Source organism: Isoptericola halotolerans (assembly GCF_003003075.1).
Classification (GTDB): Bacteria; Actinomycetota; Actinomycetes; order Actinomycetales; family Cellulomonadaceae; genus Isoptericola; species Isoptericola halotolerans_A.
Genome location: NZ_PVTX01000002.1, coordinates 360,410 through 378,676, shown reverse-complemented (window position 1 = coordinate 378,676; position 18,267 = coordinate 360,410). Strand labels below are relative to the sequence as shown.

General features: G+C 71.8%; 19 protein-coding genes and 1 tRNA gene. 8 read left to right on the top strand and 12 right to left on the bottom strand.

The window, feature by feature from the left end; genetic code table 11:
• Positions 1–81: 81 nt before the first annotated feature.
• Entirely contained in the window at positions 82–963 is an 882-nt protein-coding gene (locus BCL65_RS05000) for a hypothetical protein (protein ID WP_106265768.1), read from the bottom strand.
• 86 nt (positions 964–1,049) lie between these two features.
• Between BCL65_RS05000 and BCL65_RS04995 the strand changes: the two genes are divergently transcribed.
• Positions 1,050–1,589, top strand: coding sequence for a peptidylprolyl isomerase (locus tag BCL65_RS04995; RefSeq protein WP_106265766.1), 540 nt, complete (start codon positions 1,050–1,052; stop codon positions 1,587–1,589).
• A gap of 176 nt (positions 1,590–1,765) precedes the next feature.
• Entirely contained in the window at positions 1,766–2,479 is a 714-nt protein-coding gene (locus BCL65_RS04990; protein ID WP_308701007.1) for a rhomboid family intramembrane serine protease, read from the top strand.
• Between the two features lie 77 nt (positions 2,480–2,556).
• On the opposite strand, the gene BCL65_RS04985 is transcribed toward BCL65_RS04990, so the two are convergent.
• Entirely contained in the window at positions 2,557–2,799 is a 243-nt protein-coding gene (locus BCL65_RS04985; RefSeq protein WP_106265762.1) for a cell division protein CrgA, read from the bottom strand.
• A gap of 132 nt (positions 2,800–2,931) precedes the next feature.
• Between BCL65_RS04985 and BCL65_RS04980 the strand changes: the two genes are divergently transcribed.
• From BCL65_RS04980 to BCL65_RS04970, 4 genes are read left to right on the top strand one after another with little or no spacing between them, the layout of a single operon-like run.
• Positions 2,932–3,663 (top strand): DUF881 domain-containing protein, encoded by a 732-nt coding sequence (locus BCL65_RS04980; RefSeq protein WP_106265760.1) that lies wholly within the window; start codon positions 2,932–2,934, stop codon positions 3,661–3,663.
• The gene (locus BCL65_RS04975) at positions 3,660–4,442 is read left to right on the top strand and encodes a class E sortase (RefSeq protein ID WP_106265758.1); all 783 of its coding nucleotides are present in this window, start codon (positions 3,660–3,662) and stop codon (positions 4,440–4,442) included. Before BCL65_RS04980 ends, BCL65_RS04975 begins: the two co-directional genes overlap by 4 nt.
• Complete coding sequence (locus tag BCL65_RS17940) at positions 4,442–4,606, top strand: hypothetical protein (RefSeq protein WP_165799904.1); 165 nt, start codon at positions 4,442–4,444, stop codon at positions 4,604–4,606. The genes BCL65_RS04975 and BCL65_RS17940 overlap by 1 nt, the downstream gene beginning before the upstream one ends.
• The gene (locus BCL65_RS04970) at positions 4,603–5,256 is read left to right on the top strand and encodes an aminodeoxychorismate/anthranilate synthase component II (RefSeq protein WP_106265756.1); all 654 of its coding nucleotides are present in this window, start codon (positions 4,603–4,605) and stop codon (positions 5,254–5,256) included. The genes BCL65_RS17940 and BCL65_RS04970 overlap by 4 nt, the downstream gene beginning before the upstream one ends.
• A gap of 30 nt (positions 5,257–5,286) precedes the next feature.
• Here the strand turns inward: BCL65_RS04970 and pknB are convergent, their stop codons facing one another.
• From pknB to BCL65_RS04935, 7 genes are read right to left on the bottom strand one after another with little or no spacing between them, the layout of a single operon-like run.
• Entirely contained in the window at positions 5,287–7,365 is a 2,079-nt protein-coding gene (pknB, locus tag BCL65_RS04965; protein WP_106265754.1) for a Stk1 family PASTA domain-containing Ser/Thr kinase, read from the bottom strand.
• On the bottom strand, positions 7,366–8,817 hold the full coding sequence (locus BCL65_RS04960) for a serine/threonine-protein kinase (RefSeq protein ID WP_106265752.1): 1,452 nt from the start codon (positions 8,815–8,817) through the stop codon (positions 7,366–7,368). It lies immediately after the preceding gene.
• Positions 8,814–10,277, bottom strand: coding sequence for a peptidoglycan D,D-transpeptidase FtsI family protein (locus tag BCL65_RS04955; RefSeq protein ID WP_106265750.1), 1,464 nt, complete (start codon positions 10,275–10,277; stop codon positions 8,814–8,816). The genes BCL65_RS04960 and BCL65_RS04955 overlap by 4 nt, the downstream gene beginning before the upstream one ends.
• Positions 10,274–11,860: an FtsW/RodA/SpoVE family cell cycle protein gene (locus BCL65_RS04950; protein WP_106265748.1), complete on the bottom strand. Its 1,587-nt coding sequence runs from the start codon at positions 11,858–11,860 to the stop codon at positions 10,274–10,276. Before BCL65_RS04950 ends, BCL65_RS04955 begins: the two co-directional genes overlap by 4 nt.
• Positions 11,857–13,176 carry a PP2C family protein-serine/threonine phosphatase gene (locus BCL65_RS04945; protein WP_106265746.1) on the bottom strand — a complete coding sequence of 440 codons (1,320 nt, stop codon included), beginning with the start codon at positions 13,174–13,176 and terminating at the stop codon, positions 11,857–11,859. The genes BCL65_RS04950 and BCL65_RS04945 overlap by 4 nt, the downstream gene beginning before the upstream one ends.
• Positions 13,177–13,183: 7 nt before the next feature.
• Positions 13,184–13,672, bottom strand: coding sequence for an FHA domain-containing protein FhaB/FipA (locus BCL65_RS04940; RefSeq protein ID WP_106265744.1), 489 nt, complete (start codon positions 13,670–13,672; stop codon positions 13,184–13,186).
• 10 nt (positions 13,673–13,682) lie between these two features.
• Positions 13,683–14,402 carry an FhaA domain-containing protein gene (locus BCL65_RS04935; RefSeq protein WP_106265742.1) on the bottom strand — a complete coding sequence of 240 codons (720 nt, stop codon included), beginning with the start codon at positions 14,400–14,402 and terminating at the stop codon, positions 13,683–13,685.
• 276 nt (positions 14,403–14,678) lie between these two features.
• Between BCL65_RS04935 and BCL65_RS04930 the strand changes: the two genes are divergently transcribed.
• Positions 14,679–14,762: transfer RNA gene (locus tag BCL65_RS04930), tRNA-Leu, on the top strand.
• Positions 14,763–15,552: 790 nt separating this feature from the next.
• Here BCL65_RS04930 and BCL65_RS04920 read toward each other — a convergent pair.
• Both BCL65_RS04920 and BCL65_RS04915 read right to left on the bottom strand, forming a co-directional pair.
• Entirely contained in the window at positions 15,553–15,906 is a 354-nt protein-coding gene (locus BCL65_RS04920) for a VOC family protein (protein WP_207767651.1), read from the bottom strand.
• A 64-nt stretch (positions 15,907–15,970) separates the two neighbouring features.
• Positions 15,971–16,420, bottom strand: coding sequence for a MerR family transcriptional regulator (locus BCL65_RS04915; RefSeq protein WP_106265736.1), 450 nt, complete (start codon positions 16,418–16,420; stop codon positions 15,971–15,973).
• Between the two features lie 138 nt (positions 16,421–16,558).
• Between BCL65_RS04915 and BCL65_RS04910 the strand changes: the two genes are divergently transcribed.
• Positions 16,559–17,284, top strand: a complete 726-nt coding sequence (locus BCL65_RS04910; protein ID WP_106265734.1) for an SDR family oxidoreductase — start codon at positions 16,559–16,561, stop codon at positions 17,282–17,284.
• A 62-nt stretch (positions 17,285–17,346) separates the two neighbouring features.
• Here the strand turns inward: BCL65_RS04910 and BCL65_RS04905 are convergent, their stop codons facing one another.
• Complete coding sequence (locus BCL65_RS04905; RefSeq protein ID WP_106265732.1) at positions 17,347–18,228, bottom strand: alpha/beta fold hydrolase; 882 nt, start codon at positions 18,226–18,228, stop codon at positions 17,347–17,349.
• Positions 18,229–18,267 lie beyond the last annotated feature (39 nt).

Here is an 18,267-nt window from a genome sequence, read left to right as displayed (position 1 = left end):
CGGTTCGGGCACCCGGCGCCAGCAGCACGAGAGCCCCCGTCCTGGTCAGGACGGGGGCTCTCGGCGTTCCGGACGGGCGGTCTACTTCGTGCCGTCGTTCTTCGGGTCGGTGGCCTCGTCGGCTGCCTCCACAGCCTCGTCGGCCTTCTGCTGGGCGGCGTCCGTCGCCTTCTTCGCGCCGTCCGCGGCGTCGTCCACCGCGTCCTTGGTCGCGTCGGCCGCGGACTTGCGAGCCCTGGAGGTCCGGGCAGCCGTCTTCTCCTTGGCGTCCTCCGTGGCCTGGGCGGCCCGGCTCGAGAGCTTCTCCGTGGCCTCCTTGCCCTTGGCCACGGCCGCACCGGCGGCCTCGCCCACGGCCTCGGCCGCGTCGCCGACCACGTGCCGCGCGTCGCGCGCCACGCCGTCGAAGTCGGGTGCGGTGGACTGCTCCCAGGGCTCGGCCCACGGGTCGTTCTGCGGCTGCGCCCGGCGGTAGAACGCGTACCCGGCGGCGGCGGCACCGCCCGCGACCAGCGTCCAGACGAACGTCTTGCGGCGCCGGGACTTGCGCTGGGCCTTGCGCGCCGACTTCTCGGCCGCCTTCGCGGCCTTCTTGGCGGCCTTCGCCGCCTCCTCGGTCGTCAGCGCCGCCTTCTTGGCGGCATCGTTGAACACCTCGACGAGCTTGGGCAGGTACTCGTCCACGATCTTGTCGTGGGCGCTGTCGACGAGCGGGCCGGTCCTGCCGGCGGCCTGCTCGACACGCGGCGCGGCGGCCTGAACACTTTCGCTCCACGCCTGCTCGACGCGTGGCCGGAGCCACTCGACGAACGAGTCCACACGCGGGGAGGCCCAGTCCCGGGCCTGCCCTGCGGCGTCCTTGGCGCTGTCCGCGGCACGGGAGCCCGCGCCGACGAGCGCGGCCGTGACCTCCGCGGCGGAGTCCTTGACCTTGGCGGAGTCGATCTTCGGGGTCTGCACCATGCGACCACTGTGCCACTCGTCGCGCCGGGTCGCACCGCTACACGCCCGGTGGCGTCCATCCGGGTCGCCGGTGAGAGGATGGGGCCATGTTCGCAACTCTCCACACCTCTGCCGGTGACATCCGCCTCGAGCTGTTCCCGAACCACGCGCCGAAGACGGTCGCGAACTTCGTCGGGCTGGCCCAGGGCACCAAGACCTGGACGGACCCGCGCACGGGCGCCGAGCGCAACGACCCGCTGTACGACGGCGTCATCTTCCACCGGGTGATCGACAACTTCATGATCCAGGGCGGCGACCCGCTGGGCACCGGCACCGGCGGCCCCGGCTACACGTTCGACGACGAGATCCACCCGGAGCTCGCGTTCGACGAGAAGTACCTCCTCGCCATGGCGAACGCCGGCAAGCGGCGCAACCCCGTGACCGGTGAGGTCGAGGGCACCAACGGCTCGCAGTTCTTCATCACCACGACGGTCACGTCCTGGCTGAACGGCAAGCACACGATCTTCGGCAAGGTCGCCGACGACGAGTCGCGCGCCGTCGTCGACGCCATCGGTTCGACCAAGGTGCGCCCCGGGGACCGCCCGGTCGAGGACATCGTCCTCGAGCGCGTCACGATCGAGGACTGAGGAGCCCCACCATCAGCACCCCGCAGCAGCCGCCCGCGGGCCGGCCGGGCGAGGCTCCGCCGGTCTGCCCGCGGCACCCCGACCGGGTCGCCTACGTGCGCTGCCAGCGCTGCGGGCGACCGACGTGCCCGGAGTGCCAGCGCCCCGCGCCCGTCGGTGTGCAGTGCGTCGACTGCGTGGCGCAGGCGGCGAAGGCCTCCCGCAGCGCCCGGACCGTCTTCGGGGGGACGGTCCGCGGGGGGCGCCCGGTCGTCACGCTGACGATCATCGGCCTGTGCGTGGTGAGCTGGGTCCTCCAGCTCGCGACGGGGGGCGCCTGGACGCAGCAGTGGGCGTTCGTCCCCGTGTTCGGCGACGAGGAGCCGTGGCGCTTCCTCACGGCGGCGTTCCTGCACTCCACCAGCCCGCTGCACATCCTGTTCAACATGTACGCGCTGTGGCTGGTGGGACCGTTCCTCGAGCAGGCGTTCGGGCGGGGGCGGTTCATCGCCCTCTACCTGCTCGCGGCCGTCGGTGGGTCGGTGGGCGTGCTGCTGCTGGCCGATCCGCTGAGCACGAGCTGGCTCACCCCGGTGGTGGGTGCCTCGGGTGCCGTGTTCGGCCTTTTCGGCGCCATCATCCCGGTGCTGCGCCGCATGGGCCGCAACGCCGGGCAGATCGTGGTGCTGATCGCGATCAACATGGCGCTGCCGTTCTTCATGGACAACATCGCCTGGCAGGCGCACGTCGGCGGCCTCGTCGTCGGGCTCGTCATCGGCGCCGGCTACGCCGCCGCACCGCGGGAGCGTCAGAAGCTCGTGGGCTGGGCGCTGCCTACCGCCGTCGGCGTCGTCCTCGTCGCCCTCACGGTGTGGAAGTACTCGACCGCGGTGTCCCTGCCGATGCTCTGACGGCGGACGCCGTACGAGTTATCCCCAGAGATATGCACAGGTGTGGAATCACACCGGTGGGACTTGTACAGCCCAGGTCACTTCCAGCGTGTGGTCAGGGAGAACCCGGCGATGATGAGGACGAACCCGACCAGGAGGTTCCAGTTGCCGAGCTGCGGGACGGGCAGCCCGAGGTTCTGGCTCGTCAGGTAGTAGATGACGATCCACGCGAGCCCGGCGAGCATCAGTCCGAGCATCGTGGGCACGAGCCAGCGGGGGTTGGCCGACGACTTCGGGACCGCGGGGTCGGACTTCTTCTTCTCGGGCTTCGACTCGGCCACGGGGCTGACTCCTGTGAGGGTGTTTTGCGACGTTCGAGAGGGATTCTCGACCGCCGACGACGGGTTTTTCGTCTAGCGTAGTGGCCACCAGCACCAGCACCAGAACCGGCACCATGAGAGAGGAGGCCCGCGATGTCACCACGGATCCGCTCCGCGATCTCCGTCGCGGGCGTGCTCGCCCTCTCCGGCGTGCTCTTCACCGCCAGCGCCCAGCTCGCCGGCGACCAGGACACCCGGCACCGCGACGACCTGGCCTCCGTGATCGCCGCGGAGTCGGCGCGCGTCGAGGAGCTGAGCGAGCAGGCGAACCTCCTGGACGACGAGGTCGACCAGCTCGGCGACGCCGTCGACGTCGACGTCCCGCGGCGTGACCCCGCGCTGCGCGCCCAGGAGGCGGTCGTCTCCGGCGCCTGGCCGGTGGCGGGCGGCGGGCTGAGCGTCGCGCTCGAGGACGCGCCGATCTCCGCGCTCGACAACCCGCAGGTGCGGCCCGACGACCTGGTGGTGCACCAGCAGGACGTGCAGCACGTCATCAACGCCCTCTGGGCCGGGGGCGCCGAGGCGATGACGCTGCAGGGCGAGCGCGTCACGTCCACGAGCGCGTTCCGGTGCTCGGGCAACATCCTGCTGCTGCACGGCAAGGTCTTCTCGCCGCCGTACGTCATCGAGGCGATCGGCGACCCCGACCAGCTGCAGGCGGCGCTCGACGCATCCCCCGGGATCGGGGTGTACAAGCAGTACGTGGACTGGATCGGGCTCGGCTACGACGTCCAGCAGCACGACGGCCTGGAGATGCCCGCGTACACCGGGGGTGAGGGGCTGCAGCACGCCACGGTGCCCGAGGGCACGGACGTGTTCTCGTGAGACATGCGCGGGGGCACCGGGGCGGTGCGCTCAGCGCGGCGGTCGGCGTCGTCGGTGAGCTGCTCATCACCGCCGGGGTGTTCCTCGGGCTGTTCGTGGTGTGGCAGCTGTGGTGGACGGACGTCCAGGCCGAACGGGTCCACACCCAGGTGCTCGCCGACCTCGACTGGCCCGAGCCTCCCCCGCTCGAGGTCGACGACGGACCGGCGATCGCGAGCGAGCACCGCGGCGAGCCGCCCGTCCTGGACGAGCCCGCGGACGAGACCGTCTTCGCCGAGCTCTACGTGCCCCGCTGGGGCGACGACTACGTGACCCCGGTCGCCCAGGGTGTGGACAAGGCGCGGGTGCTCGACCGGCTCGGTGCCGGCCACTACCCGGGGACGGCGATGCCCGGCGACCTCGGCAACTTCGCCACGGCCGGCCACCGCACCACCTACGGCAAGCCGTACCACCAGGTCGCGGACCTCCAGGAGGGCGACCCGCTCGTCTTCCGCACCGAGGACACCTGGTACGTGTACCGGAAGACGACGCACGAGATCGTGTGGCCGCACGAGGTGGACGTCATCGCGCCCGTGCCCGGCCTGCAGGCGGGCGACCCGGTGCCCGAGCTGACCGAGCGCTTGCTGACGCTGACCGCGTGCCACCCCATGTACTCCGCCGCCCAGCGGTACATCGTCCACGGCGAGCTGGACTACTGGGCCCCCGTCGAGGAGGGCACACCCATCGAGCTCATCGAGGTCGGCGTGCAGGTGCGCGGCGTCGAGGACGGGGAGGCGTGATGTACGGAGCGTTGTGGCGTATCCTCCCTGGACCCGCATGGTTCCGGGTGCTGGTGCTGCTCGTGGCGTTCGTGGCCCTCGTCTGGGTCTGCTTCGAGTGGGTCTTCCCCTGGCTCTCCACCTACGTCCCCATCAACGACAACACCGTCGAGGCACACCCATGACCTCCATCCTCGTCGTCGACAACTACGACTCCTTCGTCTACACGATCGTCGGCTACCTCGACCAGCTCGGGGCCCGCACCACCGTCGTGCGCAACGACGCCGTGCCGGAGCCCGATGCGGACGGTCGCTTCTGGCACGACGACGGCACGCCCTTCGACGGCGTCCTCGTCTCGCCGGGACCGGGCACGCCCAAGCACGCGGGCTCGTCGGAGGACGTCATCCGTGCCTGCGCCCGGTCCGAGACGCCGATGCTGGGCGTCTGCCTGGGGCACCAGGCCCTGGCCGAGGTGTACGGGGCGACGGTGTCGCACGCCGCCGAGCTCATGCACGGCAAGACGAGCGAGGTGGAGCACCAGGGCGTCGGCGTGCTGGACGGGCTGGGTTCACCCTTCACGGCGACGCGCTACCACTCCCTCGCCGTGGAGCCGCACACCGTGCCCGCCGAGCTCGAGGTCACCTGCACCACGGCCGGTGGCGTCATCATGGGCGTGCAGCACCGCGACCTGCCGCTGCACGGCGTGCAGTTCCACCCGGAGTCGGTGCTGACCGAGGGCGGTCACCGCCTGCTGGCCAACTGGCTCGCGGTGTGCGGCGACCCGGCGGCCGTGGAACGGTCCGCCGGGATGGCGCCGCTCGTCCACCAGGGCTGAGCGGCGCCGTCCGCGGCGTGCGGCAGGGCGTCAGCCCTCGTCGCCGGGCGTCTCCCCGTCGCCGCCCAGGCCGAGGCCGGGGCCGTCGTCCTCCGGCGGTGCCGGGGTCGCCTCACCGGCGCTGCAGTCCTGGCCCTCGGCACCCGTCGAGACGATGATCGTCACGTCGGACCCGATCTCCAGCTCGGTCCCGGCCGGCGGGTCCTGCCGCGCCACGAAGCCCGGGCAGTACTCCTCCGACGACTCGGTCCGCTGGACCGCGGTGAGGTTGGCCTGCCCGCCCAGCGCGGACTCGGCGTCCTCGGCGCTCATCCCCTCGACGTTCGGCACCTGCACCATCTCGGCCTCGGGCTCCTCGCCGATCGTGAGCTCGACGGTGGTGTCCTGGTCCACGGTGCCGCCCTCGGGCGACTGGTTGACGACCTTGCCGACGTCGTTGGTGTCCTGCACGGGCTCGCTGCTGATGCGGACGTTGAGGCCCAGGTCCTCGAGCGCGGCCTCGGCGTCCTCCTGGTCCTGCCCGATGAGGTCGGGCAGCTCGACCTGGCCGTTGGACCAGACGATGTCCACGGTGTCGCCCGGGTTGACGGCATTGCCGGGTGCGGGGTCGGTCGAGATGACGTCCCCCTCGTCCACGCTCGAGCTGGCCTGCTCCTCACGTTCGCCGACCTCCAGGCCGGCATCCGTGATCTGCTGCTCGGCCTCCTCGAGGCTCCGGCCGGTGACATCGGGCATCGAGAAGGTCTCCGGCCCGCCGGAGAAGTAGACGAGCACGGTCGAGCCCTCCGCGACCTGCTCGCCGCTGGCCGGGTCGGAGCGGGTCAGGGTGTTCTCGGGCTCGTCGGACTCGTCGTCGACGCGCTCGGAGTACACGAGCCCTGCCCCCTCCACGAGCCGCTGCGCCTCCGTCGGGCTCATGTTGGCCGTCAGCTCGGGCACCGCGACGAGGTCCGGCTCGTCCTCACCGCTGGTGAGCCAGAAGAACAGGATCGCGGCGAGGGCCAGCACGCCGACGCCGATCAGCGTCCACATGAGCCACTTGCGGTTGCCCTCGTCCTCCTCCTCGCCGGGCGGGACGGCCGTGCCGACGGCGGTCTGGTCGGTCGGGAGGCCGGTCTGGCCCCAGGGCGACGGGTCGCCGGCGGGCGACATCACCTGCGTGCCCTGCGGGTCCCCGAGCACCTGGGTGGCACCGTAGGCGGCGGCCGCACCGGCCGCTGCGGCGCCGAGCGCCGGGGCCATGATGTTGCCGCCGCGCACGGCCGACTCCAGGTCGGAGCGGAACTCGCCGGCCGACGAGTAGCGGTCGTTGCGGTCCTTGGCCAGGGAGCTGAGGACGATGCGGTCCAGCACCTCGGGCACGTCGTTGGCGATCTCGCTGGGCCGCTGGGGCTGCTGGCCCACGTGCTGGTAGGCGAGCGCCACGGGCGAGTCCCCCACGAACGGCGGGCGCCCGGTGAGCAGCTCGAAGAGGACGCAGCCGGTGGAGTAGAGGTCGCTGCGGGCGTCGACCTGCTCGCCGCGCGCCTGCTCGGGCGACAGGTACTGGGCGGTGCCGATGACGGCCTGACCCTGCGTCATGGTCGCCGCCGAGTCGGCCATCGCCCGCGCGATGCCGAAGTCCATCACCTTGACGGCACCCGTCGGCGTGATCATCACGTTGGCGGGCTTGATGTCGCGGTGCACGATCCCGGCGTGGTGGGAGTACTCGAGCGCGCTGAGGATGCCCACCGTGATCTCGACGGCCTCCTCGATCGGCACGGCGGCGCCGTCGGCGAGGATGTCGCGGACCGTGTGGCCCTCCACGTACTCCATGACGATGAACGGGATGTGGACCTGCTGCCCCGAGGCGTCGGTGGAGGTGTCCTCGCCCGTGTCGTACACCGCGACGATCGCCGGGTGGTTGAGCGCGGCGGCCGACTGCGCCTCACGGCGGAACCGGGCGAGGAACGAGGGGTCGCGTGCGAGGTCGGACCGCAGCACCTTGATCGCGACGGTGCGACCGAGGCGCGTGTCATGGCCGATGTGCACCTCGGCCATGCCACCGCGGCCGATGAGCTCACCGACCTCGTACCGGCCCGCGAGTACTCGGGGCGTGTTGTCCACCACTCAGACGTCCTTCTGGGTCGTTGTCGCACCGGCGGGGTGCGACGGGTCCGGGAGCATCATCCCAGAACCGGGATCGGTCATCGCCCGCAGACTCGCGGGTCGTGTCGCCAGCACGACGCCGGCGAGGAGCGGCAGGGCAGCAGCGTCGCCGTCGTCCCCGCCGAAGAGTCCGCTCATGAGCGTGGCCAGGAGCAGCACGCCGAGCAGCCCCAGCAGGGCCAGCAGCGGCCAGGAGAGCCGGCCCAGCGGCCCACCCAGCCGTTGGCCCGTGGTGGTCGAGCTGCGTTCCGGGCGCGCCGAGGACCGGTTCGAGGCCCGGGACGCCGGCGTGCGCGTCGGGTCGCTGCGCGTCGCGGCACGGCTGGGCGGCCCGCCACGCGGCGGCGTCGGGCGTGCAGGTGCGCTGGAGCGCAGGTCGCGGCGCGCCGGGTAGCTGCGGGGCACCACGGGTTCGGGCAGGTCCGGCGTGGACGACGACGGCGCGGCGGCGGGGCGCTCGGCGTGCGCCGCGGGGTCGAGCGGCCGGGCCGGCGGGGCGTCGTCGGGCCGCGCGTGGCGGACGGGTGCGGGCCGGCCGGTCCGGGCGGCACGGCGTGCGGCGCGGGAGCGTGCGCCGAGAGGGTCCTCGGCGATCTCCCGGGCGAGGACGTCGAGCTCGTCGGCCAGCGCGGCGCCAGAGGCGGGCCGCTTGTTCGGGTCCTTGGCGAGCATGCGCATGATGACGTCGTCGAGGCCCGGGTGGACGCTGGACGGCAAGGGCGGCACGGCGCTGTTGACGTGGGCGACGGCGATGTCGACCGGGGTGGACCCGGTGAAGGGCCGCTTGCCGGCGGTGGCCTCGTACGCCACGATGCCGAGCGCGTAGAGGTCGGAGGCCGCCGTCGCGGGCTGACCGACGGCCTGCTCGGGCGAGAGGTACTGGGCCGTGCCCATGACCATGCCCGTCGCGGTCATCGTCGCCTGGTTGGCGGCCAGTGAGACGCCGAAGTCGGTGATCTTGACGTTGCGGCTGTCGTGCTCGAGCAGGATGTTGCCCGGCTTGACGTCCCGGTGGACCACCTTGGCCCGGTGGGCGTGGTGCAGGCCCCGGGCGGTCGCCGCGAGGATGGGCAGGAGCTTGCGGGGTGCGACGACGGGCTCACGCTCGAGCAGGTCCGCGAGCGGTTCGCCGAGCACGAGCTCCATGACGAGGTAGCCGGCGCCGTCCTGCTCGCCGTAGTCGTACATCTGCGCGATGTTCGGGTGCGAGAGCGCCGCGCTGTTGCGCGCCTCGGTGCGCAGGCGCCGGAGGAAGTCCTCGTTGCCGGTGAACTCCTCGCGCAGCACCTTCACGGCGACGTCGCGGCCGAGGTAGCCGTCGTCGGCGACCCAGACCTCGCCCATGCCGCCGACGGCGATCTGCCGGGTCAGGTGGTAGCGCTCCCCGAGGGAGAGCCCGATGGAGGGCCTCATCCGTTCAGCACCGCCTCGATGACGGCCTTGGCGATGGGGGCGGCCACGCGCCCGCCGGTCGCCTCGCCCCCGAGTGCCCCGCCCTCGTCGACGATCACCGCGACCGCGACCTGCGGGTCGTCCGCGGGCGCGAACCCGGTGAACCACACGTGCGGGGGTGCGCTGTTGTCGCCGTGCTGGGCGGTGCCGGTCTTGCCGGCCACGGGCACGCCGGAGATCTGCGCGGAGGTGCCCGAGCCGCTCTCCACGACGCTGACCATCATGTCGGTGAGCGCGGAGGCCGTCTCGGTGGAGACGGCGCGCCCGAGGCTGTTGGTGCGCGTCTCCTCGACCACCTCCAGCTCGGCGTCGCGGACCCGGTCCACCGAGTACGGCTCCATGAGCTCGCCGCCGTTCGCGATGGCGGCGGACACCATGGCGACCTGCAGCGGGTGGGCGAGCACGCTGCCCTGCCCGATGCCGGAGAGCTCGACCTGGTCGGTGGACATGGCGTCCACGTCCGGGTCGTACTGGCTGGCCGACGTCGTGAACGGGATGTCGTGGGTGCTGCCGAAGCCGAACTTCTCGGCCTGCTCGTTCATGGCCTCGGCGCCGAGCTCGCCCGCGAGCCCGAGGTAGGCGGTGTTGCAGGAGATCCGCAGCGCCTCGGCCAGGGTCATCTCGCCGGCCGACGCGCAGGAGGTGCCGGCGAAGTTGCCGACGTCGGTGCTCGTACCGGTGAGCGTGTAGGTCGACGGCGCGTCGATGACGGAGTCCGCCGTGTACTCGCCGCTCTCCAGGGCGGCCGCCGTGGTGACGAGCTTGAAGGTCGACCCCGGCGGCTCCAGGGTGTTGCTCGCCCGGCTGAGGAGCGGGTCGTCCTCGTCGTTGAGCAGGTCGAGGTAGGCCTGGTTGGCCTCGGCCGTGTCGTGGCTCGCGAGGTCGTTGGGGTCGAACGTCGGCTTGGACACCAGCGCCAGGATCCGGCCGGTGGACGGTTCGAGGGCGACGACGGCGCCGCGCTGGTCGCCCAGGGCGTCCCAGGCCGCCTGCTGCGCCTCCGGGTCGATGGTCAGCTCCACGGAGGACCCCTGCGGGTCGGAGCCCGTGAGGATGTTCTGGACGCGCTCCACCCAGAGGGCGTCGGCCGACCCGGCGAGGAAGTCGTTCTCGGCCCGCTCGATGCCGGAGGTACCACTGACCAGCGAGTAGTAGCCCGTCAGCGGGGCGTAGAGGCGGCCCTGGGCGTACTCGCGCTGGTAGTTCCACTCGTCGTCCACCGGGACGGAGTCGACGATGGCCTCACCGCCCACCACGATCGGCCCACGGTCGGTGCCGAACTGCGCGTAGAGGGCGCGGGCGTTGCGCGGGTCGTTGTTCAGCCGGTCCGCCGCGAAGAACTGGATCCACGTCGTGGAGACGAGGAGCGCGAGGAACATGACCATGACGATCCCGGCCAGACGGCGCGTGGTCGTGTTCACCTGCTCTCACCTCCTCGGTGCTCGGGCGGGACGTCGGTCCCGATGTGCTCGGTGGGGGCGGCGTCCCCCGGGGCGCCGTGCGGATCGCGGTCGACGACCCGGCGGCGCGGCAGGTTGCTGCCGGCCGCGGGTGTCCCGTCGGCCGGTGTGCCGCCGTCGGCCCCCGACGGGCCGACGAGGATCGGTTCCGACTCGGGTGCCGGGGCGCCCGCCGAGACCTGCCCGCGGACCGGCAGGTCGGAGGGTCGTCGGGCGCTGTCCGATATCCGCAGCAGCAGGGCGATGACGATCCAGTTCGCGAGCAGGGAGGAACCGCCCTGCGCCATGAAGGGCAGCGTCAGGCCCGTCAGCGGGATGATGCGGGTGATGCCCCCGATCACCACGAAGACCTGCAGCGCCATCGCGAAGGCGAGGCCGCCCGCGAGCAGCTTGCCGAAGCCGTCGCGCACGCTGAGGGCCGACTTCAGGCCGCGCTGCACGATGAGCAGGTAGGTCAGCACGACGGCCGCCAGGCCGGTGAGACCGAGCTCCTCGCCCAGCGCCGCGTAGATGAAGTCCGAGAAGGCGTAGGGGATCTGGAAGGGGCGCCCCTCCCCCCAGCCCGTGCCGAACAGGCCGCCGTTCGCCATGGAGAACTGGCCCTGGACCAGCTGGTACGAACCGCCGACCTCGCGGTCGTAGTACTCGGCGTCGAACGGGTGCAGCCAGACGTCGATGCGGGCTCCGACGTGCGGGAACAGCCGCGCCGCGGCGAGCGCGCCCGCCGCGAACAGCGTCAGGCCCAGGACGATCCAGCTCGAACGGGCCGTCGCCTGGTAGAGCATCGCGACGAAGAGGCCGAAGAACAGCAGCGACGTGCCGAGGTCACGCTGCAGGATCAGCACCGCGAGCGAAGCCGCCCAGATCAGCAGGATCGGGCCCAGGTCGCGCAGCCGAGGGAGCTGCAGGCCGAAGATCTTGGGCCCGGCGAGCGCGAGGGTGTCCCGGTTGGTCACCAGGTAGCCGGCGAAGAACACCGCGAAGGCGATCTTGGCGAACTCGGCGGGCTGCAGCGAGAAGCCGCCGACGCTGATCCAGATCCTCGCCCCGTTGATCTCCTGGCCCAGACCGGGGATCAGGGGCAACGCGATGAGCACCAGACCGACGACCATCGCGGTGTACGTGTAGCGCCGCAGCCACCGGTGGTCCTTGAGGACCCACAGCAGGGCGAAGGCGACGATGGCGCCGAGCAGCGTGGCCTGCATGTTGCCGGCCGCGTCCGCGGGGGCCATGCCCGTGGCGTCGGAGATCTCCAGACGCCAGATCATGGACAGGCCGATGCCGTTGAGCAGCACCACCGCGGGCAGGATCACCTGGTCGGCCCACGGGGCGCGCAGGCGAAGGACGATGTGCGCGACCAGTGCGGTGGCCGCGAGCAGCATGCTGCGGAACCAGAACTGGTCGGGCAGCTCGCCGCGGATCGACAGCCCGACCATGGCGAAGCCACCGATGCCCCCGCCGAGGGCCAGGATCAGGAGGAACACCTCCGCGATGCGCAGCGGCCGGCGCTGCCGGGGTTCAACGGTGGAGCTCGGGGACGTCACGCCTCGGCCCCCTCGTCCTGCGCCGCGGGGTCGGACCCGGACGCGGGGCTCGCCGACGGCGAGGGGCTCACGCTCGGCTCGGGGGTGGGGCTCGGGGTGGGGGTGGGCAGCGCCTCGTCGATGAGGCGCTCGGCGCGCTCGAGGGCCTCGGCCTCCGACGTCGCGCGGATCGTGCCGTCGAGGCGCTCGCTCCAGTAGGCCGGGAGCTCGTCGACGGGCGTGCCCGTCAGCCGCACCGGCTGGGAGAGGGTGAGCGGGCCTGCGTCCTGGGGGATCCCCTGGTAGACGGCGACCTGACCGTCGGCCACGCCGACGTAGAACTGCTCCTGGGTCCAGCCGTACGCCCACCAGGCGCCGTAGCCGAGACCGCCCAGGACCACGAGTACGACGAGGACGCCGATCCAGGGACGCCGCTTCGGCGCCGGCCGCGCGTCGTCGTCCTCGTCGTCCTCCTCCTCGTCGTCGTCACGACGGCGGGAGCCGTCCTCGGGCGCGTCCGGCGCGGGACGGGCGAGCTCGGGTGCCATCTCCGACGCCGCGGCGCCGACCACCTGGGTCGAGGTGGAGACCGGCGAGGCCTCGTCCGCGTCCGGGTCGACGACGTCGGCCACGACGACGGTGATGTTGTCGGTGCTGCCCGCGGTCATCGCGAGCGTGACGAGGAGGTCGGCGGCCTCGTCGGGAGACTCGCACTCCGCGAGCACCTGCGTGATCTGCTCGATGGGCACGAAACCGGACAGCCCGTCCGAGCAGAGCAGCCAGCGGTCGCCGGGCCGCGCCTCGCGCACCGACATGTCGGGCGTGAGGTCGACGTCGAAGTCGCCCAGGACCCGCATGACGACGTTGCGCTGGGGGTGGGTCTCCGCCTCGTCCGGGGAGATGCGCCCCGTGTCCACCAGGTGCTGGACGAACGTGTGGTCCACCGTCACCTGGTTGAGCGCGCCGTCGCGCAGCAGGTAGGCGCGCGAGTCGCCCAGGTGGGCCATCGCCAGCGTGTTGCCGGAGCGCAGGAGCGCGGTCACCGTGGTGCCCATGCCGGCGAGGTCCGGGTCGACCTCCGAGGCGTGCACCAGGTCCTGACGCGCCTGCTCGACGGTCCGCTCCAGGTCGGCCAGTGCCTCCTGAGGGCCGTGCTCCGACTCGTCGAGCGGCGCGAGGGCGGCGATCGCGAGGCTGGACGCGATGTCGCCGCCGGCGTGACCGCCCATGCCGTCGGCCACCACTAGCAGGTTCGGGCCCGCGTAGGCGGAGTCCTGGTTGTTCTGCCGCACGAGGCCGACGTCGGAGCGCGCGGCATACCTCAGGGCGAGGGTCACGAAGGCGTCACCCCTGCAGCTCGACGACGGAGCGGCCGATCTGCACGCCGACGCCCGGGGCGAGCGGGATCGGCGAGGTGACCTGCTGGTCGCCGATGAACGTGCCGTTCGTGGAGCCGAGGTCCTCGACGTACCACTGGTCCCCCTGCGGGAAGATGCGGGCGTGACGCGACGAAGAGTAGTCGTCGTCGAGCACCAGCGTGCAGCTCGGGGCGCGGCCGATGAGGATCGACGACGTCGACAGCGGCAGGGTGGTCCCGGTCAGCGGACCCGCGGTGACCACCAGCTTGTGGGGCCCGGAGCTGCGCGCCGGGGCGGGGCTGCTCGCGGCCGGGGCCGGTGCAGCGACCGGTGCGCCGCCGTCGTCGGCCCGCTTGCGCGAGCGCGGGGAGCGCAGAGCGAGGTCGCGGCGCAGCACCGCGACGGCCGAGAGCACGAACACCCAGAGCAGCACCAGGTATCCCAGCCGCAGCAGGGTGAACGTCAGCTCGCTCATCCTCGGTCGATCACCAGTCCTCGTTCGATCGGCCGGCCGACGTACCCGTCCAGAACATGATCCTGGTCCGGCCGATGGTCATGGTGTTGCCGTCCAGCAGCGTGGCCGCCGGGACCTGGTGGCCCTCGACGAAGAGGCCGTTGGTGGACCCGAGGTCCGTCGCGACCACGCCCTCGGGCGCGACGCGGATCTCGAGGTGGCGGCGGGAGACGCCCGGGTCGTCGACGACGATGTCCGCCTCCGCGTCCCGGCCGATCACCGTCACCGGACCGGTCAGGAGGTAGCGCTGCCCGTCGATGTCGATGAGGGGGTGGCGGGTGCTCGGCGCCGGGTTCGTCGCCGGCGCGACGTTGCCGCGCACCGTGGCCGAGCGGAGCTGGAACCGACCGCCCGTCAGCTCCTCGTGGTTCTCGAAGGAGACGCTCACCGGACCGACGAACGCATAGTGCTGCGACGCCGCGTACTCGGTCAGGTTGGTCGCGAGCTCGTCGGCCAGGGTCTCCGCACCCCACGACTGCACCTGCGCGAAGTCGTTGGGGCTCAGCTCGATGGTGAACTCGTTCGGCGCGACCGTGCGGTCGCGACCGACGACGGCGGCACGGTCGTCGATCTCGCGCCGCAAGCGGCTGGCCAGCTCGACCGCCTTGACCTCACCGCCACGCCCGACCTTGGCGAACGCGTTGTTCATCAGCCGCTCGACGCTCTTCTCGAAGCGGTCCAGCGCTCCCATGCCACCTCCTCTCGTCCACCCGTGCTTGTCGCGGGCAGACTATCCAGATCGTAGGCAGGGGTGCACCACCCGCGCCCGTAAACCTGTGGATTTCGTGCGAATCCCTCGGGTAGACCCGTGCGCCGAGGTCACGAGCGTGTCACGACGTGCAGGTGGGGGCGCGTCGGGCCGGATCCGGTGGCTGACGGCGCGACGGCGGTGTGACGCAGGTCCCTCCCCCACGGGCCGGAACGGGTTGGGATCCGAGGGCCGGCGCGTGCTAATCTCCTACGGCACGCGCGAGTGGCGGAATAGGCAGACGCGCACGGTTCAGGTCCGTGTGCCCGAAAGGGCGTGGGGGTTCAACTCCCCCCTCGCGCACGTGAGGAGGGTTTCGGCTTCAGAGCCGGAACACCTTCGGAAAGTCCCGGTCAGGTTCTCCTGGCCGGGACTTTTTGCGTTCGGTGGGGCCGTCGGGGCGGGTTGAGTGCCGGGGGACGGCGCCCTTGCTGGTGGACGCAGCGTCAAGGGTGTCGCGGGGCGTTCATGGGCGTGGTGGGTCGTCACGCGGGCCGGTTGCGCGGTGGCAGGTCGTCCTCGTTGTCGCCGGAGGTCGTGTGCCGGCCGGGCGGTCCGCGGCGATGCAGGCCCGTGGAGCGGGTGGTGCGTTCCAGTGGGCCGGGTGTCGGGAGGTTCGCCGAGCTGTTGAGCCCATGGTTCGGGCTGGTCGTGGCTGGCGGCCCACTTGAAGAGCTCGACGGTGTCGTAGCTGGTGAGGTAGAAGGCCAGGAGCACTGCGGTCGAGTGCTGGTCGAGGACTCGTCCGTGGCTTCGCGCAGGCAATGCTGTCACGATGCCTTCCGTGACGAAAAAGTCGAGCGCACGCCGACCCTGGACGCTGCTCCTGATTCTCGGCGGGTGCCTGCTCGGCGCGGCGGCAGCTGCCGCGATCATCGAGGGGTACGTGTCAGACGCGCAGGGGCGCGGCGGCAACCCAGCCCTCGCGCTCACCCTGGCCGTCGTGGCCGTGCTCGTGACGACGATCGGGGTCGTGGGATACGTCCGGTCGCCGCATCGGACGGAGGGGGCTTCTGCACGAACAGGTGACAGGCGGAGTCACTGAACTCCAGTGAGCATCACTGAGCTGCACTGACGACTGCCCGGTCCTCGCTCAGCTCTTCCGCGCACCCAGGACGCAGAACTCGTTGCCCTCCGGGTCGAGGAGGGTCACCCAGGACTGCTCGTCCTGGACGGCGTCGGCGCGCCGGGCACCGAGGGAGAGCAGTCGGGTGACCTCGGCCTCCTGGTCGTCGGGGCGGAAGTCGGGGTGGAGCCGGTTCTTCGACGTCTTGCCTTCCGGCACGGGGACGAAGAGCAGCCCCGGCATCTGGTCCGGCGCAGGGCGGACCTCGATGATCTCCTCGGTCTCGTCGACCACGACCCAGCGGAGAGCCTCGGCCCACCAGCGCCCGAGAGCGACGGGGTCGGACGAGTCGACGATGATCTGTTCCCACTCCAGTGCCATGGGCGTGAGCATAGGCGGGCCGGCTGGGCGCGAGGATCGGGTGCAGGCGGAGACTCTGCCCCGATCAGGCGTGGAGTGCTGTGGCCCTGCTCGGGCCGGTGGGGACCTCCGTCGCCTCGGCGCCGTCGTACGGCGCCCAGGCCGGCTCGCGCAGGGCCGGGCAGTGCTCGGGGGTCGGATGGTTCGCCATGTCGACCACGCGGTCGAGGGCGTCGCGTGCCGCCGCGAGGTCCTCCATGGCCGCGGTGATGCGGCGGCGCTCGGCTGCGAGCAGCTCGAAGATCTCGGGTGACCCGTGCCCGGTATCGACGCAGGGCAGGATCCGCAGGATGGTCCGGCTCGGCAGACCCGCGGTGAAGAACTGCTGGATCATCCGCACTCGCTCGACGGCGGACTCGGGGTAGGTGCGCTGGCCGCTGGGGGAGCGCTCCGAGGTGAGCAGGCCCTGTTCCTCGTAGTACCGGAGAGCTCTGGTGCTGACTCCCGCGCGGCGCGCGACCTCGCCGATCCGCATCTGCGTCCTCCCTGTGATCTGTGCCTCGTGGCGTCCCCCTTGCCCTTGACGCCAACGTCAGGTTTTAGCGTAACCGATGCCGGGCCGGATGCGGCGCGGAAGACCTCATCGAAGACCTACGCAGGAAGCAAGGGACCCATGAACGTCACCGATCAGATCGCCCTCGTCACCGGAGCAAACCGCGGTATCGGCCGCCAGTTCGTGCTCGAGCTGCTCGAGCGCGGCGCGAGCAAGGTGTACGCGGCGGCACGCCGTCCCGAGAGCCTCGACTTCGACGACGCCCGGGTGGTGCCGCTGCGGATGGACCTGCTCGACCACGGGTCCGTCGTCGCGGCGGCGGCGACCGCGCGCGACGTGACCCTTCTCGTCAACAATGCCGGGATCTCGACCGGTGCCGCCCTCGTCACGGGCGACCTCGCCGAGGTGCGCCGCGAGATGGACACCCACTTCTGGGGCACGCTCGACGTCACCCGGGAGTTCGCCCCCGTGCTCTCGGCCAACGGAGGGGGCGCGATCGTGAACATCCTCTCGGCGCTCTCGTGGTTCGTCGCCCCGGGCACAGGCTCGTACTCGGCGGCCAAGGCCGCGGAGTGGAACATGACGAACGGTGTGCGCACGGAGCTCGCGGCGCAGGGCACCCTCGTCCAGGGAGTCCTCCTCGGCGCCGCCGACACGGACATCGCCGCCGGGTACGACGGGCCCAAGATCGACGCCCGCGAGGTGCCGCGCCGCTCGCTCGACGGCCTGGCGGTGGGCTCGATCGAGGTGATCGTCGACGACTGGACCGCGATGGTGAAGGCGTCGCTCGCCGGCGACCCGGCCGCCTTCTACGCCCAGATGAACGAGCTGCTGGGCGCGAGCTGAACGAACCGGCCGGAGCGCGGTCGAGCCGGGCGGGTCCCGACCCGCGGCGATGTCGGGGTCCGTCAGGCTGCCCGGGCGAACCAGTCGGTCGCGAGGTGCGCGACCGCGGTCGGGGCGTCGTCCGTGATGAAGTGTGCCGCGTCGTCGACGTAGGCGAACTCGACACGGTCGGCGTAGCGCTCGGGTTCCGGGCAGATGCGGGCCATCAGCTCCTCGGTGGTCGGGTGGTCCCGCCGGCCGAACACGACGAGCGTCGGCACGGCGAGCCTCCGACGGCGGTACGCGCCCCGCATCATGCGCAGGGCCTCGGGCAGGATCATGCGTCGGCAGAGCGGGCGGACCGCGCCGTCGATCTCGGGACGGGACAGGGGGGCCAGGTGTGCCTCGACGGTCGTCTCCGCCATCGGGCGGGCGACGTACCGCTCGGAGAACGTGCCGCGCAGCGACGACCCGGGCCGGTGCCAGATCAACCCGGGCAGGTGCTGGAAGGCCGGCGCCAGCCGCGGGCTGAACGTCAGGAACCCCGGCCACACGGAGAGCTGCACCGCCGTGCGGACACGCTCGGGGTGGTCGTAGGTGAGCTGCATGGCGGTGATCGCTCCCATGTCGTGGGAGACGAGGTGCACCCGCTCGACATCGAGCTCGTCGAGCAGGGCGAGCAGATCGTGCAGCCGCGTCTCCCGTGACATGCGCGGGTCGTCGGCGGTCGTCCAGCCGGCCCCGCGCAGGTCGGGGCAGAGGACGCGATAGCCCTGCGCGGCGATGATCGGCGCGACCGTGCGCCACTGCCACCAGTGCTGTGGAAAACCGTGCAGCAGCAGCACCGCCTCACCGTCGCCGGTCTCGGCGAGGTGGGTGTGCAGGCCCGGTGTCTCGACGACCCGATGATCGAATCCGGGGGCCTCCGGTAACGGCGGGGACCAGGCCAGGGCGGGGTGGGACATGGCGACCTCCTCGGTGCGCCTCGTCTTACTATGTTCATA

Excerpts from the sequence above, each read along its gene's own strand:
- BCL65_RS17940 (WP_165799904.1), top strand. The coding sequence starts at position 4,442 with ATGTACGGAGCGTTGTGGCGTATCCTCCCTGGACCCGCATGGTTCCGG.
- BCL65_RS04960 (WP_106265752.1), bottom strand. The coding sequence starts at position 8,817 with ATGAGGCCCTCCATCGGGCTCTCCCTCGGGGAGCGCTACCACCTGACC.
- BCL65_RS05000 (WP_106265768.1), bottom strand. The coding sequence starts at position 963 with ATGGTGCAGACCCCGAAGATCGACTCCGCCAAGGTCAAGGACTCCGCC.
- BCL65_RS04915 (WP_106265736.1), bottom strand. The coding sequence starts at position 16,420 with ATGCGGATCGGCGAGGTCGCGCGCCGCGCGGGAGTCAGCACCAGAGCT.
- BCL65_RS04905 (WP_106265732.1), bottom strand. The coding sequence starts at position 18,228 with ATGTCCCACCCCGCCCTGGCCTGGTCCCCGCCGTTACCGGAGGCCCCC.
- BCL65_RS04995 (WP_106265766.1), top strand. The coding sequence starts at position 1,050 with ATGTTCGCAACTCTCCACACCTCTGCCGGTGACATCCGCCTCGAGCTG.
- BCL65_RS04970 (WP_106265756.1), top strand. The coding sequence starts at position 4,603 with ATGACCTCCATCCTCGTCGTCGACAACTACGACTCCTTCGTCTACACG.
- BCL65_RS04910 (WP_106265734.1), top strand. The coding sequence starts at position 16,559 with ATGAACGTCACCGATCAGATCGCCCTCGTCACCGGAGCAAACCGCGGT.
- BCL65_RS04940 (WP_106265744.1), bottom strand. The coding sequence starts at position 13,672 with ATGAGCGAGCTGACGTTCACCCTGCTGCGGCTGGGATACCTGGTGCTG.
- BCL65_RS04920 (WP_207767651.1), bottom strand. The coding sequence starts at position 15,906 with ATGGCACTGGAGTGGGAACAGATCATCGTCGACTCGTCCGACCCCGTC.
- BCL65_RS04935 (WP_106265742.1), bottom strand. The coding sequence starts at position 14,402 with ATGGGAGCGCTGGACCGCTTCGAGAAGAGCGTCGAGCGGCTGATGAAC.
- BCL65_RS04980 (WP_106265760.1), top strand. The coding sequence starts at position 2,932 with ATGTCACCACGGATCCGCTCCGCGATCTCCGTCGCGGGCGTGCTCGCC.